Annotated in this window: 9 protein-coding genes, 16 tRNA genes and 3 rRNA genes; 25 read left to right on the top strand and 3 right to left on the bottom strand. The window is 45.4% G+C overall.

Annotated elements, in window-relative coordinates:
• Nucleotides 1-50 precede the first annotated feature (50 nt).
• Both M1D84_RS14670 and M1D84_RS14665 read left to right on the top strand, forming a co-directional pair.
• A complete protein-coding gene (locus M1D84_RS14670) occupies nucleotides 51-1,052 on the top strand; it encodes an ABC transporter permease (RefSeq protein ID WP_024425205.1) in 1,002 nt (333 codons plus the stop codon).
• A gap of 17 nt (nucleotides 1,053-1,069) precedes the next feature.
• Nucleotides 1,070-1,966, top strand: a complete 897-nt coding sequence (locus M1D84_RS14665) for an ABC transporter permease (RefSeq protein WP_073204415.1) — start codon at nucleotides 1,070-1,072, stop codon at nucleotides 1,964-1,966.
• Between the two features lie 228 nt (nucleotides 1,967-2,194).
• On the opposite strand, the gene M1D84_RS14660 is transcribed toward M1D84_RS14665, so the two are convergent.
• Nucleotides 2,195-3,268, bottom strand: a complete 1,074-nt coding sequence (locus M1D84_RS14660; protein WP_024425203.1) for an FUSC family protein — start codon at nucleotides 3,266-3,268, stop codon at nucleotides 2,195-2,197.
• A 248-nt stretch (nucleotides 3,269-3,516) separates the two neighbouring features.
• The gene (locus M1D84_RS14655; protein WP_024425792.1) at nucleotides 3,517-4,812 is read right to left on the bottom strand and encodes a glutamate-1-semialdehyde 2,1-aminomutase; all 1,296 of its coding nucleotides are present in this window, start codon (nucleotides 4,810-4,812) and stop codon (nucleotides 3,517-3,519) included.
• Nucleotides 4,813-4,941: 129 nt separating this feature from the next.
• Here M1D84_RS14655 and bcp point away from each other — a divergent pair, with 129 nt between their 5' ends.
• Together bcp and perR are read left to right on the top strand one after the other, a co-directional pair.
• Nucleotides 4,942-5,409: a thioredoxin-dependent thiol peroxidase gene (bcp, locus tag M1D84_RS14650; protein ID WP_073204419.1), complete on the top strand. Its 468-nt coding sequence runs from the start codon at nucleotides 4,942-4,944 to the stop codon at nucleotides 5,407-5,409.
• 157 nt (nucleotides 5,410-5,566) lie between these two features.
• Nucleotides 5,567-6,004, top strand: a complete 438-nt coding sequence (gene perR / locus M1D84_RS14645) for a peroxide-responsive transcriptional repressor PerR (protein ID WP_012009347.1) — start codon at nucleotides 5,567-5,569, stop codon at nucleotides 6,002-6,004.
• Nucleotides 6,005-6,040: 36 nt separating this feature from the next.
• Here perR and M1D84_RS14640 read toward each other — a convergent pair whose 3' ends face one another.
• Nucleotides 6,041-6,388, bottom strand: coding sequence for a YgzB family protein (locus M1D84_RS14640; RefSeq protein WP_024425201.1), 348 nt, complete (start codon nucleotides 6,386-6,388; stop codon nucleotides 6,041-6,043).
• A gap of 189 nt (nucleotides 6,389-6,577) precedes the next feature.
• Here M1D84_RS14640 and M1D84_RS14635 point away from each other — a divergent pair, with 189 nt between their 5' ends.
• The 21 genes from M1D84_RS14635 (at nucleotide 6,578) to M1D84_RS14535 (ending at nucleotide 15,052) form a co-directional block, all read left to right on the top strand.
• Nucleotides 6,578-7,456 (top strand): nucleotidyltransferase-like protein, encoded by an 879-nt coding sequence (locus M1D84_RS14635; protein WP_024425790.1) that lies wholly within the window; start codon nucleotides 6,578-6,580, stop codon nucleotides 7,454-7,456.
• 316 nt (nucleotides 7,457-7,772) lie between these two features.
• A 16S ribosomal RNA gene (locus tag M1D84_RS14630) occupies nucleotides 7,773-9,321 on the top strand.
• A 182-nt stretch (nucleotides 9,322-9,503) separates the two neighbouring features.
• Nucleotides 9,504-12,434 (top strand): 23S ribosomal RNA (locus tag M1D84_RS14625).
• 109 nt (nucleotides 12,435-12,543) lie between these two features.
• Nucleotides 12,544-12,659 (top strand): 5S ribosomal RNA (gene rrf / locus M1D84_RS14620).
• The 16S, 23S and 5S rRNA genes sit together here with 16 tRNA genes alongside, the layout of an rRNA operon.
• A gap of 9 nt (nucleotides 12,660-12,668) precedes the next feature.
• Nucleotides 12,669-12,743, top strand: a tRNA-Asn gene (locus M1D84_RS14615).
• Nucleotides 12,744-12,747: 4 nt separating this feature from the next.
• Nucleotides 12,748-12,838: transfer RNA gene (locus tag M1D84_RS14610), tRNA-Ser, on the top strand.
• Nucleotides 12,839-12,855: 17 nt separating this feature from the next.
• Nucleotides 12,856-12,930 (top strand) — tRNA-Glu (locus tag M1D84_RS14605).
• A 33-nt stretch (nucleotides 12,931-12,963) separates the two neighbouring features.
• Nucleotides 12,964-13,039, top strand: a tRNA-Val gene (locus tag M1D84_RS14600).
• Nucleotides 13,040-13,054: 15 nt separating this feature from the next.
• Nucleotides 13,055-13,131 (top strand) — tRNA-Met (locus M1D84_RS14595).
• A 4-nt stretch (nucleotides 13,132-13,135) separates the two neighbouring features.
• Nucleotides 13,136-13,212 (top strand) — tRNA-Asp (locus M1D84_RS14590).
• 18 nt (nucleotides 13,213-13,230) lie between these two features.
• A tRNA-Phe gene (locus M1D84_RS14585) sits at nucleotides 13,231-13,306 on the top strand.
• A 6-nt stretch (nucleotides 13,307-13,312) separates the two neighbouring features.
• Nucleotides 13,313-13,385: transfer RNA gene (locus M1D84_RS14580), tRNA-Thr, on the top strand.
• 15 nt (nucleotides 13,386-13,400) lie between these two features.
• Nucleotides 13,401-13,485 (top strand) — tRNA-Tyr (locus M1D84_RS14575).
• A 14-nt stretch (nucleotides 13,486-13,499) separates the two neighbouring features.
• A tRNA-Trp gene (locus M1D84_RS14570) sits at nucleotides 13,500-13,573 on the top strand.
• 29 nt (nucleotides 13,574-13,602) lie between these two features.
• Nucleotides 13,603-13,678 (top strand) — tRNA-His (locus M1D84_RS14565).
• A gap of 9 nt (nucleotides 13,679-13,687) precedes the next feature.
• Nucleotides 13,688-13,759: transfer RNA gene (locus M1D84_RS14560), tRNA-Gln, on the top strand.
• A gap of 7 nt (nucleotides 13,760-13,766) precedes the next feature.
• A tRNA-Gly gene (locus tag M1D84_RS14555) sits at nucleotides 13,767-13,841 on the top strand.
• 5 nt (nucleotides 13,842-13,846) lie between these two features.
• A tRNA-Cys gene (locus M1D84_RS14550) sits at nucleotides 13,847-13,917 on the top strand.
• A gap of 14 nt (nucleotides 13,918-13,931) precedes the next feature.
• Nucleotides 13,932-14,020, top strand: a tRNA-Leu gene (locus tag M1D84_RS14545).
• 37 nt (nucleotides 14,021-14,057) lie between these two features.
• Nucleotides 14,058-14,139: transfer RNA gene (locus M1D84_RS14540), tRNA-Leu, on the top strand.
• A gap of 487 nt (nucleotides 14,140-14,626) precedes the next feature.
• The gene (locus M1D84_RS14535) at nucleotides 14,627-15,052 is read left to right on the top strand and encodes a hypothetical protein (RefSeq protein WP_073204422.1); all 426 of its coding nucleotides are present in this window, start codon (nucleotides 14,627-14,629) and stop codon (nucleotides 15,050-15,052) included.
• Nucleotides 15,053-15,340 lie beyond the last annotated feature (288 nt).

Below are 15,340 nucleotides of genomic sequence, written 5' to 3'. Positions count from 1 at the left end.
GAGATCATGTATCTCCCTTATCAAACAAAGATAAAGGCGGTGAAAGCTGTTTGTTTGCTTATTGTATGAAGCGGGCAGGAATGCTCATCCCAGTACTGATCGGAATGACATTGGTCGTGTTTTCAATTATTCGTTTTATACCTGGAAATCCAGCGCAGGTCATCTTAGGACAGCGGGCAACGAAAGAGGCTGTAGAACAATTAACGATCCAGCTCGGTTTAGATCAGCCATGGTACGTTCAATACGGTCATTATATGCTTGGCCTTTTAAAAGGGGATTTAGGGACTTCCATTCGAACAGGAGCGGCTATTGCCCAGGAAATGAAGCCTTACTTATTTGCGACGTTAGAATTGACCTTTTTTGCCATGGTGCTGGCGATTGTCGTGGGAGTGAATGCCGGAATCATTAGTGCTTGGTTTAAGCATTCCTTCTTTGATTATGCCGCGATGTTTATTGCACTCATCGGAGTGTCCATGCCAATTTTCTGGTTAGGCTTAATGGGGCAGTGGCTGTTCTCGATCGAATTAGGTATTTTGCCGACAACGGGCCGAGAAGACGTAAGGAATCCAGTCGAATCGATTACGTATATTCATACACTGGACACGCTTTTACAAGGCCGGTTTGATCAATTCGCTGACAGCATCAAGCATTTGATCTTACCAAGTACAGCACTCGCCACAATTCCTGCTGCGATTATTGCGAGAATTACAAGGGCAAGTATGCTGGAAGTGCTTCATTCCGACTTTATTCGAACAGCAAAAGCAAAAGGAGTACGTTCATTTTTTATCATTTATCAGCATGGCCTGAAAAATGCGCTCATTCCGATCTTGACGATTATTGGTCTTCAGACAGGACTCTTGCTTGGTGGAGCGATTTTAACAGAAACCATTTTTGCTTGGCCGGGAATTGGGCGGTATATATATGACGCCATCAGTTATCGTGATTACCCAGTCATTCAAACAGGTATTCTCGTCGTTGCGCTTATATTTGTCCTGATCAATTTCATTGTGGACATCTTGTATGCGGTCATTGATCCAAGGATTAAATATTAGGGAGGGAGAGTGACAATATGGAAGCACAAAAAGAACTTGAACTACCTCAGCCAAAAGATGAACGCTCTCAATCATTGATTCTTGAATCAATGAAGCAGTTCTTTCAGCATAAGCTGGCGGTCATTGGTAGTGTGATTGTTTTTTTATTTCTGATCCTAGCGATCTTTGCGCCGCTCATTGCTCCTTATGGAATCAATGAACAATCACTCGGTGAGCGATTTAGTGCCCCTTCAGCTGCACACTGGTTTGGTACGGATGATTTCGGCAGAGATATATTTTCAAGAGTTGTGCATGGAGCACGGATTTCCTTATGGGTCGGTTTTTTCTCGGTCCTCGGGTCTGTCATTTTAGGTACACTGCTTGGATTGATAGCAGGCTATGGCGGAAGAGTGTTAGATGCTGTGATCTCCAGATTGTTTGATATTTTACTTGCTTTTCCTAGCATTCTATTAGCGATTGCTATTGTCTCCATCCTAGGCCCCTCCTTACAAAATGCCCTTATTGCCATTGCGATTATTAATGTCCCAACCTTTGGACGGCTCGTTCGTTCAAAAGTGCTGAGTATTAAACAAGAAGAATACGTGCTGGCAGCAAAGGCGGTGGGGATGTCACACCGCCGCATCGTTCTGCGCCACATCCTGCCAAATAGTATGGTGCCGGTCATCGTACAGGCAACGCTAGCGATCGGAACGGCAATTATTGAGGCAGCCGCTTTAGGCTTTTTAGGATTGGGGGCACAGGCGCCAAGTCCAGAATGGGGGAAAATGCTCGCCGATGCGAGGCCTTATCTCGTTCAAGCCCCTTGGACATTATTCTTCCCAGGAATAGCGATCATGCTGACTGTTTTAGGCTTTAACCTGATGGGGGATGGATTAAGAGACACATTAGATCCTAAAATGAAGAAAATAAAATAAGACCGATTCTCAGAATCGGTCTCAGCGCGCGGGCAAACCCTCGCATTAAGTGTCAGTCCTGCGTGCCGGTGCTCACGAATACTCAATTCGCTCCGCTCCGGTACTCGTTCTTCCTAGACTGCAAAGGTTTTCAAGTCACGCTGAAAAGAAGACAAAGAGCTAAAATCAAGATCATTTTAGCTCTTTGTCAACAATTTAAGACCGATTCTAGGAATCGGTCTTTTCTGTTTATGCTTCTTTTTCTTCTGTCTCAATTTCACTATCTTTTGGGTGATACGTCTGGAAGCTTGTAATCAATGTATCTAAATGCTCTAATTCATCACGGTATTCGATGATGCTGGACATGACATTCAGCATGTTGTAATCGAGCAGGTCATTTTCTTGGTTTTGCTGATGCTGAATAAATGATTTCGTTAACGTCTCAAGGCGAAGAGAGCATTCATTTTGAAATTCATCGTCCTGCGGTTTCATTTTTCCGACGAATTTCATCAAGGTGCGCTCATGCCAATACAGTAAATAATCAATTTCATCCGTTAAGCTTTCCCTGAAATGCTCTGGCATCAAATGAATCTCATTTTCTAATTTATGAAGCTTTTTCAGCAAATACAGAGCACGATTTGAAGTCATAATGGCCTGCCTGAACAAAACAAGCTTTCTTGATTTGACATAGGTGGTTTTCTTTAAATAGCTTCGTTCCTCTTTGTATAACAAGTAAATATGATCTAATTTGATCATGCGTTCTTTTATTTGATCGATGTCATCCTTTAATGTGGAATGATCAGTAGACTGTCTGGAGGTCAGACGAATCCATTTTAAAATCTCCTCCGTATTTTCCATAATGTGATGAACAAGCTTTGTTTCATACTTTGGCGGCAGGAAGATTAAATTCACTAAAAATGAAGAGAGAACCCCTAACACCACAGTAGCTGTTCGAATTAAGGCAAAGGAAAGGAAATGATCCCCTGCACTTTCTAAAATCGCGATGACTGTTACAAGTGCAATTGGAATTGTGTGTTCAATCTTCAGCTTTAAATTAATGGCGATGACCATGACGGCGGTTAAACCGATAATGACTGGTCCTGTGCCAAAAAGCAGACCGAACGTAATGGCAAGCGCTGCTCCAATAATATTGGCTTGCACTTGATCAACAATGGTTAAAAAAGATCGATAAATTGATGGCTGGATAGCAAATACAGCTGCAATTCCCGCGAAGACGGGCGTTGGCAACCCAAGCCATGTTGCCAGGTAAAGCGCGAGTACAATGGCAATACCAGTTTTTAAAATACGGGCTCCAAGTTTCATTGGTTTTGTCCCTGCATTCCTTTCTTTTCGATAATAGATGATCACTCGTCATTTATCATTCATATTTTGATGAAACAACTAAGTAATATACAGCGGTCTTCCGAAATATTCAAGTGATTTTTGAAAGTTCATGAAAACATCTAAAGAAGGTATTGAGAAGAAATGTAACAGATTCGCACGCTTTTGACAAACAAGAGTTGGTCAATAAAAAAACAGGCGCATGTTTTTACGCCTGTTTTTGGACTTCATTATGATTGTTTTAGCTGTGCAAATGCATGATCTACTGCTTTTAGCGTCTCAGAAATATCTTTTTCAGTATGTGCGATCGTTAAGAACCAAGCTTCATATTTAGAAGGAGCGAGGTTAATGCCTTGGGCGAGCATTAATTTGAAGAAACGGGCAAACATTTCGCCATCAGTATTTTCAGCCTGCTCGTAGTTCACAATCGTTTCTGTTGTGAAATAAATTGTGAGCGCTCCTTTTAAGCGATTCACTGTAATATCTACTTGATGCTTTTTGGCATGGGCTAAAATGCCTTCTTCTAACATAGCGCCAAGCTGATCAAGACGCTCGTAAACACCGTCTTCTTTTAACACTTCCAAGCAGGCAATACCTGAAAGAATGGATGCAGGATTTCCTGCCATTGTGCCAGCTTGATAGGCTGGTCCAAGCGGGGCAACTTGTTCCATAATTTCTTTTTTACCGCCGTAAGCTCCGATAGGAAGTCCGCCGCCAATAATTTTTCCTAATGCAGTGAGGTCAGGTTTTACTTGAAGCAAGTCCTGTGCACCGCCATACATAAAGCGGAAAGCGGTAATGACTTCATCATAAATCACAAGTGCGCCTTTTTCATGTGTGAGGTCATTGACCTGCTGCAAGAAACCGTCCTTAGGCTCTACGATGCCGAAGTTCCCGACAATTGGCTCGACAAGGACAGCTGCTACTTCATCACCCCAGCGATCTAATGCTTCTTTATAGCTGTCAATATCATTAAATGGAACGGTAATGACTTCATTAGCGATACTTTTTGGTACGCCCGCAGAATCAGGTGTTCCTAAAGTGGAAGGACCAGAGCCGGCTGCCACAAGCACAAGATCAGAGTGGCCGTGATAGCATCCGGCAAACTTAATGATTTTTGTTCTGCCTGTATATGCGCGTGCCACTCGAATCGTTGTCATCACCGCTTCTGTACCTGAATTGACAAAACGAACTTTGTCCAAAGCAGGCATGGCTTCCTTCAGCATTTTAGCAAAAGTGACTTCATGTTTCGTTGGTGTTCCGTAAAGGACACCTGTTTCAGCCGCTTTTGTGATGGCTTTTGTAATATGAGGGTGGGCGTGTCCTGTAATAATTGGACCGTATGCTGCCAGGTAATCGATATAGCGGTTTCCGTCAACATCCCAAAAATAAGCGCCTTCTCCTCTTTCCATCGCAACGGGTGAACCTCCGCCTACTGCTTTATATGAACGAGACGGGCTGTTGACACCTCCAACAATGTGCTCCAGCGCCTCTTGATGTAATTTTTCTGATTCTGTGAATTTCATAAATAGCCTCCTATCTCAACGTATCACGTCGTCTATCATTATTTTAACATGCCGATGCAAGCGTCCTTAGTTGAATATCCTTTCAAAATTGGATAGGCTAATTAAAAAATAGGTTGGAGGGATTGTGTCATGACAATCGAAGTAGGGCAGCAAGTACCTGACATTGAATTAACCGGTGACAACGGGGAGAAAGTAAAGCTTTCTGATTTTAAAGGAAAACATATTGTCCTTTATTTCTATCCAAAAGATATGACACCAGGCTGTACAACAGAAGCATGTGATTTCCGCGACCGCCATCAAAGCTTTGCAGAATTAGATGCTGTCATTATCGGTGTAAGCCCAGACAGTCAAGACAAGCACCAAAAGTTTAAAGAAAAACATGATTTGCCGTTTATGCTTCTTGTAGACGATGAACAGAAATTGTCTGAAGCCTTTGGCGTATGGAAGCTGAAAAAGAACTTTGGCAAAGAATATATGGGAATCGAGCGTTCAACGTTTCTAATTAATAAAGAAGGCACGCTTGTGAAAGAATGGCGAAAAGTAAAGGTGAAAGACCACGTAGAGGAAGCGCTTGAGGAATTGAAAGCTCACGCTTAATATCCTCACAGGATGAGATCGGCAGTCATGCCGGTCTTTTTTGTAAAGAAGAATAGGTAAAAAAGAGGATTGTAATTGACAAAGTTTCGGCTCTGGGGGTACACTATTTATAAAGATTATAATATAAGAATATTTTTGAAGAGAGGTGCATGATGAAATGGCTGCTCACGAACTAAAAGACGCTTTAGATGCTCTAAAAGAAACCGGTGTTCGAATTACTCCGCAGCGCCATGCCATCTTGGAGTTTCTCGTAAATTCTATGACTCACCCAACCGCGGACGATATATATAAAGCACTTGAAGGAAAATTTCCAAACATGAGTGTCGCAACGGTTTACAACAATTTACGAGTCTTCCGGGAATCTGGATTAGTAAAGGAATTAACGTATGGTGATTCCTCAAGCCGATTTGATTTTGCGACATCTGACCACTACCATGCGATTTGTGAAAACTGCGGAAAAATCGTGGACTTTCACTATCCTGGCCTTGATGAAGTTGAACAGCTTGCATCCCATGTGACAGGCTTTAAAGTCAGTCATCATCGCTTGGAGATCTATGGAACTTGTCAAGAATGTGCGAAAAAAGAAAATCATTAATGAAAAAAGCTGACCGGTTAAATGGTCAGCTTATTTTTATGACTTTTTTCGATTGTAGGATTCATCAAACTCTTTACCTTCTAATGCTGGATCAAGTGTAAGCGGCTCTCTGCAATGCATGCACATGTCCACCCGCCCAAGCACTTTTGTTTCCTTCTCACAGCCTGGACAAACGACACGTACTGCCTTCGTAGAAAGCATACCAATCCAAAAGTAAACGGCTGTACTTAATCCAATCGATAAGACGCCAAGCAGCATAAAGAAAGTCGACAGCCAGATCGATTCCTTGAAGAACACACCGATATACATGATCAGAAAGCCAACAAAAACCAAACTAAGTGCAAATGTTCTGATTTTATTAATCTTACTGGAGTATTTCGCCATCCCTAGTCCCCCTTATCTCCAATATAGCACATTTTACCTTTCCGTTTGAATTAGTTATAGAGTTTTGTGAATAAATTGCTTATAATGATTCAATGATCTTTTTTCATGTATTGAAGGAATTTTGATTCTATGAGGAGAAATACATAGCATTAGAGAAGAACTTTACACCCGAGTATTGGAGGAATCACTATGGAAAATCTTCTCCGTCCTATTTATCAAGAGAGAGCAAGCCATCCAGACACATTAGCTGTGATTATAGTAGAAAGAAGACATAAAGTATCTTCTGAGACGGATAACTTTGATGCAGCACTTTTAGTCATCGTAAAAGAAGCGGAAGAGCCGTTATTTATCAAGCACTATGAATCCGATCACCAAACAGCTTCTTTAAACGTTGTCACAGATGATCAACTGAAGGAATGGATTACCCTCGGTACTAACCGCCGAATCATCGATTGGATTTTGAATGGCAAAGTCCTGTTTGATCGAAATGAATATATCTTCAACTTAATTGATGAACTAAGTACATTCCCGTTTTCAAACCGCAAACTCAAAATCGGTTTAGAATATGGCAAGCTCATTCGCAGATATATAGAAGGAAAAGCATTTTTTGAGTCAAATCAATTCCTTGATGCATATAATTCCATTGTGCATGCCCTGCATCACTTAGCACGTATTGAAGTAATTGATAAAGGCTTCCACCCAGAAGTGACCGTTTGGAACCAAGTGCGTCATATGGAGCCGGAAGTATACAAACTTTATTCAGAACTGATTGAAAGCCATGAAAGCCTGCATAAACGTTTGGAACTTTTATTTTTAGCAAATGATTTTTTGATCCATTCAAAAGCAGAAATTGGTGCCGCTCATTTGCGTCATGTCATGGAACAGAAGGATATATGGCTTTTTGGTGAGCTTCTTGCACACCCTGATCTAAAGTATTTCACGCCTGACCTTAGCGTTATGATTGATTTCTTTGTGGAAAAAGGAATTGTTCAAGTGGAGCCGATTGAGACAAAGGGACAAAAAATCTATCATCGAGGATATTTTGTGAAAAAAGATATTGACGCATGAATATTATGATGGTATATTATTAAACGTCGCTAACGAGCAACTGAGTTGCTTTGAAAGAAAAGCTGACAAAAAGAAATTCTAAAAAACGCTTGACGCACACGGTGCTCAAATGTTATATTAAGAAAGTCGCCTCTGAGCGATAACGAAGATGATCTTTGAAAACTAAACAAGACAAAACGTACCTGTTAATTCGAGTTTTTATAAAAAAATCCTATGATACTTCATAGGTAGTCAGTCAAACTGGCGAGGCAGGAAGTGATCACATGCTAAGTTCGCTACATCGTGTAGCAACGCATGTGTGATATGCATCCTGCATACCTCGGAGAGTTTGATCCTGGCTCAGGACGAACGCTGGCGGCGTGCCTAATACATGCAAGTCGAGCGGACAAAAGGGAGCTTGCTCCCGGATGTTAGCGGCGGACGGGTGAGTAACACGTGGGTAACCTGCCTGTAAGACTGGGATAACTCCGGGAAACCGGAGCTAATACCGGATAGTTCCTTGAACCGCATGGTTCAAGGATGAAAGACGGTTTCGGCTGTCACTTACAGATGGACCCGCGGCGCATTAGCTAGTTGGTGGGGTAATGGCTCACCAAGGCGACGATGCGTAGCCGACCTGAGAGGGTGATCGGCCACACTGGGACTGAGACACGGCCCAGACTCCTACGGGAGGCAGCAGTAGGGAATCTTCCGCAATGGACGAAAGTCTGACGGAGCAACGCCGCGTGAGTGATGAAGGTTTTCGGATCGTAAAGCTCTGTTGTTAGGGAAGAACAAGTGCGAGAGTAACTGCTCGCACCTTGACGGTACCTAACCAGAAAGCCACGGCTAACTACGTGCCAGCAGCCGCGGTAATACGTAGGTGGCAAGCGTTGTCCGGAATTATTGGGCGTAAAGGGCTCGCAGGCGGTTTCTTAAGTCTGATGTGAAAGCCCCCGGCTCAACCGGGGAGGGTCATTGGAAACTGGGAAACTTGAGTGCAGAAGAGGAGAGTGGAATTCCACGTGTAGCGGTGAAATGCGTAGAGATGTGGAGGAACACCAGTGGCGAAGGCGACTCTCTGGTCTGTAACTGACGCTGAGGAGCGAAAGCGTGGGGAGCGAACAGGATTAGATACCCTGGTAGTCCACGCCGTAAACGATGAGTGCTAAGTGTTAGGGGGTTTCCGCCCCTTAGTGCTGCAGCTAACGCATTAAGCACTCCGCCTGGGGAGTACGGTCGCAAGACTGAAACTCAAAGGAATTGACGGGGGCCCGCACAAGCGGTGGAGCATGTGGTTTAATTCGAAGCAACGCGAAGAACCTTACCAGGTCTTGACATCCTCTGACAACCCTAGAGATAGGGCTTTCCCTTCGGGGACAGAGTGACAGGTGGTGCATGGTTGTCGTCAGCTCGTGTCGTGAGATGTTGGGTTAAGTCCCGCAACGAGCGCAACCCTTGATCTTAGTTGCCAGCATTCAGTTGGGCACTCTAAGGTGACTGCCGGTGACAAACCGGAGGAAGGTGGGGATGACGTCAAATCATCATGCCCCTTATGACCTGGGCTACACACGTGCTACAATGGACAGAACAAAGGGCTGCAAGACTGCAAGGTTTAGCCAATCCCATAAATCTGTTCTCAGTTCGGATCGCAGTCTGCAACTCGACTGCGTGAAGCTGGAATCGCTAGTAATCGCGGATCAGCATGCCGCGGTGAATACGTTCCCGGGCCTTGTACACACCGCCCGTCACACCACGAGAGTTTGCAACACCCGAAGTCGGTGAGGTAACCTTTATGGAGCCAGCCGCCGAAGGTGGGGCAGATGATTGGGGTGAAGTCGTAACAAGGTAGCCGTATCGGAAGGTGCGGCTGGATCACCTCCTTTCTAAGGATATATGGAGCAGCGTGCGTTTTCGTCTTGTTTAGTTTTGAAGGATCATTCCTTCAAAACATGTCTCTAGCGAGACAGGATTGTTCTTTGAAAACTAGATAACAATAAGTAATACATTCACATTGAATGCAATGCAAAGTTCATCACACATAGTGATTCTTTCTAAAGTAAGAAATGGTTAAGTTAGAAAGGGCGCACGGTGGATGCCTTGGCACTAGGAGCCGATGAAGGACGGGACGAACACCGATATGCTTCGGGGAGCTGTAAGCAAGCTTTGATCCGGAGATTTCCGAATGGGGAAACCCACTGCTCGTAATGGAGTAGTATCCATACTTGAATACATAGAGTATGAGAAGGCATACCCGGGGAACTGAAACATCTAAGTACCCGGAGGAAGAGAAAGCAAATGCGATTCCCTGAGTAGCGGCGAGCGAAACGGGAACAGCCCAAACCAAGAGGCTTGCCTCTTGGGGTTGTAGGACACTCTATACGGAGTTACAAAGGAATGATATAAGCGAAGAGGTCTGGAAAGGCCCGCCAAAGAAGGTAACAGCCCTGTAACTGAAATGTCGTTCTCTCCAGAGTGGATCCTGAGTACGGCGGAACACGTGAAATTCCGTCGGAATCCGGGAGGACCATCTCCCAAGGCTAAATACTCCCTAGTGACCGATAGTGAACCAGTACCGTGAGGGAAAGGTGAAAAGCACCCCGGAAGGGGAGTGAAATAGATCCTGAAACCGTGTGCCTACAAGTAGTCAGAGCCCGTTAACGGGTGATGGCGTGCCTTTTGTAGAATGAACCGGCGAGTTACGATCCCGTGCAAGGTTAAGCAGAAGATGCGGAGCCGCAGCGAAAGCGAGTCTGAATAGGGCGCATGAGTACGTGGTCGTAGACCCGAAACCAGGTGATCTACCCATGTCCAGGGTGAAGTTCAGGTAACACTGAATGGAGGCCCGAACCCACGCACGTTGAAAAGTGCGGGGATGAGGTGTGGGTAGGGGTGAAATGCCAATCGAACCTGGAGATAGCTGGTTCTCTCCGAAATAGCTTTAGGGCTAGCCTCAAGGTAAGAGTCTCGGAGGTAGAGCACTGATTGGACTAGGGGCCCCTACCGGGTTACCGAATTCAGTCAAACTCCGAATGCCGATGACTTATCCTTGGGAGTCAGACTGCGAGTGATAAGATCCGTAGTCGAAAGGGAAACAGCCCAGACCGCCAGCTAAGGTCCCAAAGTATACGTTAAGTGGAAAAGGATGTGGAGTTGCTTAGACAACCAGGATGTTGGCTTAGAAGCAGCCACCATTTAAAGAGTGCGTAATAGCTCACTGGTCGAGTGACTCTGCGCCGAAAATGTACCGGGGCTAAACGTATCACCGAAGCTGCGGACTGTTCTTACGAACAGTGGTAGGAGAGCGTTCTAAGGGCTGTGAAGCCAGACCGGAAGGACTGGTGGAGCGCTTAGAAGTGAGAATGCCGGTATGAGTAGCGAAAGACGGGTGAGAATCCCGTCCACCGAATGCCTAAGGTTTCCTGAGGAAGGCTCGTCCGCTCAGGGTTAGTCGGGACCTAAGCCGAGGCCGAAAGGCGTAGGCGATGGACAACAGGTTGATATTCCTGTACCACCTCCTCACCATTTGAGCAATGGGGGGACGCAGGAGGATAGGGTAAGCGCGGTATTGGATATCCGCGTCCAAGCAGTTAGGCTGGGAAATAGGCAAATCCGTTTCCCGTAAAGGCTGAGCTGTGATGGCGAGCGAAATTTAGTAGCGAAGTTCCTGATTCCACACTGCCAAGAAAAGCCTCTAGCGAGGTGAGAGGTGCCCGTACCGCAAACCGACACAGGTAGGCGAGGAGAGAATCCTAAGGTGATCGAGAGAACTCTCGTTAAGGAACTCGGCAAAATGACCCCGTAACTTCGGGAGAAGGGGTGCTTCTTAGGGTGTTAAAGCCCCGAGAAGCCGCAGTGAATAGGCCCAGGCGACTGTTTAGCAAAAACACAGGTCTCTGCGAAGCCGTAAGGCGAAGTATAGGGGCTGACGCCTGCCCGGTGCTGGAAGGTTAAGAGGAGCGCTTAGCGTAAGCGAAGGTGCGAATTGAAGCCCCAGTAAACGGCGGCCGTAACTATAACGGTCCTAAGGTAGCGAAATTCCTTGTCGGGTAAGTTCCGACCCGCACGAAAGGCGCAACGATCTGGGCACTGTCTCAACGAGAGACTCGGTGAAATTATAGTACCTGTGAAGATGCAGGTTACCCGCGACAGGACGGAAAGACCCCGTGGAGCTTTACTGCAGCCTGATATTGAATGTTGGTACAGCTTGTACAGGATAGGTAGGAGCCTTGGAAACCGGAGCGCTAGCTTCGGTGGAGGCATCGGTGGGATACTACCCTGGCTGTATTGACCTTCTAACCCGCTGCCCTTATCGGGCAGGGAGACAGTGTCAGGTGGGCAGTTTGACTGGGGCGGTCGCCTCCTAAAATGTAACGGAGGCGCCCAAAGGTTCCCTCAGAATGGTTGGAAATCATTCGCAGAGTGTAAAGGCACAAGGGAGCTTGACTGCGAGACCTACAAGTCGAGCAGGGACGAAAGTCGGGCTTAGTGATCCGGTGGTTCCGCATGGAAGGGCCATCGCTCAACGGATAAAAGCTACCCCGGGGATAACAGGCTTATCTCCCCCAAGAGTCCACATCGACGGGGAGGTTTGGCACCTCGATGTCGGCTCATCGCATCCTGGGGCTGTAGTCGGTCCCAAGGGTTGGGCTGTTCGCCCATTAAAGCGGTACGCGAGCTGGGTTCAGAACGTCGTGAGACAGTTCGGTCCCTATCCGTCGCGGGCGCAGGAAATTTGAGAGGAGCTGTCCTTAGTACGAGAGGACCGGGATGGACGCACCGCTGGTGTACCAGTTGTTCTGCCAAGGGCATCGCTGGGTAGCTATGTGCGGACGGGATAAGTGCTGAAAGCATCTAAGCATGAAGCCCCCCTCAAGATGAGATTTCCCATTCCGCAAGGAAGTAAGATCCCTGAAAGATGATCAGGTTGATAGGTCTGAGGTGGAAGCGTGGTGACACGTGGAGCTGACAGATACTAATAGATCGAGGACTTAACCTATATTCTAATGTGAAGCATGGACATTGTTATCTAGTTTTGAGAGAACATTTTTAAAATATCTCTTGATTTATTTTCAATACATAGTATAATATCTTTTGTCACTAAATTGTCTGGTGATGATGGCGAAGAGGTCACACCCGTTCCCATACCGAACACGGAAGTTAAGCTCTTCAGCGCCGATGGTAGTTGGGGGTTTCCCCCTGTGAGAGTAGGACATCGCCAGGCTTTCTTCATTCCGCAGTAGCTCAGTGGTAGAGCTATCGGCTGTTAACCGATCGGTCGTAGGTTCGAATCCTACCTGCGGAGCCAATTTGGAGAGCTGTCCGAGTGGCCGAAGGAGCACGATTGGAAATCGTGTAGGCGGTAACCCCGTCTCAAGGGTTCGAATCCCTTGCTCTCCGCCACAATTTACATAATAAAGGGCCCGTTGGTCAAGCGGTTAAGACACCGCCCTTTCACGGCGGTAACACGGGTTCGAATCCCGTACGGGTCACCATTTTTATAGAATACACACCAGCATTTTTTATTCGGAGGATTAGCTCAGCTGGGAGAGCATCTGCCTTACAAGCAGAGGGTCGGCGGTTCGAGCCCGTCATCCTCCACCATATCTTTTATATCGTCGCGGGGTGGAGCAGTTCGGTAGCTCGTCGGGCTCATAACCCGAAGGTCGCAGGTTCAAATCCTGCCCCCGCAACCAAAATGGTCCGGTAGTTCAGTTGGTTAGAATGCCTGCCTGTCACGCAGGAGGTCGCGGGTTCGAGTCCCGTCCGGACCGCCATTTTTCAAAAGAATACTTGGCTCGGTAGCTCAGTTGGTAGAGCAACGGACTGAAAATCCGTGTGTCGGCGGTTCGATTCCGTCCCGAGCCACCACTATTTGCCGGTGTAGCTCAACTGGTAGAGCAACTGACTTGTAATCAGTAGGTTGGGGGTTCAAGTCCTCTTGCCGGCACTGTTTTTCAAAAGTGGAGGGGTAGCGAAGTGGCTAAACGCGGCGGACTGTAAATCCGCTCCCTCCGGGTTCGGCGGTTCGAATCCGCCCCCCTCCACCATTTTTTGTTTTCATAGGGGCATAGTTTAACGGTAGAACAGAGGTCTCCAAAACCTCCGGTGTGGGTTCGATTCCTACTGCCCCTGCCAATTATATTTTATAATTCATTACATCTATGGCGGTTGTGGCGAAGTGGTTAACGCACCAGATTGTGGCTCTGGCACTCGTGGGTTCGATTCCCATCAATCGCCCCATTTTATTATTGGGCTATAGCCAAGCGGTAAGGCAACGGACTTTGACTCCGTCATGCGTTGGTTCGAATCCAGCTAGCCCAGTTGATATGCGGAAGTAGTTCAGTGGTAGAACACCACCTTGCCAAGGTGGGGGTCGCGGGTTCGAATCCCGTCTTCCGCTCCAATAATGGCGGCATAGCCAAGTGGTAAGGCAGAGGTCTGCAAAACCTTTATCCCCGGTTCAAATCCGGGTGTCGCCTTTTTTGAAAAGACTGCCGGGGTGGTGGAATTGGCAGACACACAGGACTTAAAATCCTGCGGTAGGTGACTACCGTGCCGGTTCAAGTCCGGCCCTCGGCACCATTGTTTTTTAATATAAGATGCGCTCTTTAATGATCATGCCGGTGTGGCGGAATTGGCAGACGCGCACGACTCAAAATCGTGTTCCTCACGGAGTGCCGGTTCGACCCCGGCCACCGGTATCTAGTTTTAGATATTCTTTATTATCGTCAATCACAGAAGAATTAAGGAATATCAACGTTTAAAACGTCTTTCTACAAATTGTAGGAGGGCGTTTTTTATTTGTTTTTTAGCTGATTTTTCACACGCAAAATTACTTCAAATCGTGTTCACTGCTGAAAGGGGACCTAGCTAAATGGCAAGACGTAAAAATATTTTAGACCAAGGTGAATTGGCAATTTTAGAAAAGGAAACTAAGTCTTATGTTGAATCATTTCGGGAAGCTATTGAATTATTTGTTTAGGACTGTGAGTAATAAATTTTTAAGGCGTTTCTTAATTCCCTAACAGCAAAAGGAATAAGTATTGCTGAATTAAAGCCTTACGATATGACAGAGGAACATATTAAGGAGATTACTTTTACTTTATTGATGGTTACCTTATGATTAAACTAAAGAGGCAGGATAATTGAAGAAGGATTGGATATAAATTGTACATAAGAGGTGTTGTCATGATTACGGTTAAAAATGCTGAACGTTATTTTAAAGATAGCATTGGTGAAGATACCGATGATATAAAAAAGGTTTGGGAAACATTTAAGGCTTTTTCAAAGGAGACAGTTGAGGGCGAAGAAGATAAAGAAATTTTATTTCAGTGTGGTGTCTATGATTTTACAGGAGAGGAACTATTTCATTTTGACTTTGTACGTCAGTTTACAGTTTATGAAAAAGATGATTATTCTCACATGGAACAACTACACTGTGAATTTTTATTTAAACCAACAAGCGAGTTAAAAAAGTTAAAGGTGGTAGAAGAATGGTCAATGGATTATGACGATATCGAGCATTTTTTTCATCATATTGAAAGTATTCATGAGTTTAAAATACCTTTGAATTTAAAGCCGATAAAATCAGAAATATATCAGGAAGAGCTTTAATTCTTAATTCATTAACGTGTGCTTTACTTTAAGAAGGTATACCTTGCCTTTTTGGAATAATTTATCACGGAGTGCAGGTTCGACCCCGGCCACCGGTATCTATTAAAAGTTTCATGATTGGTTTTACCATGAACCTAACGTTTCACCCTCGTGGTAAAACGTTTTTTTGTGGTTTAAATGAGTTGTTTAGATAAAAATAGAAACCTATAGAACATAATGAGTATGTACTTCTTTTAGCAGAATAATCTTTAGATGATTTGCAACATTTGATAAGATACATTTAACCAT

This window comes from Bacillus sp. PK5-006, assembly GCF_054161415.1.
The sequence above is the reverse complement of the archived record's forward strand: the minus strand, read 5'-3'. Positions and strand labels throughout refer to the sequence as shown.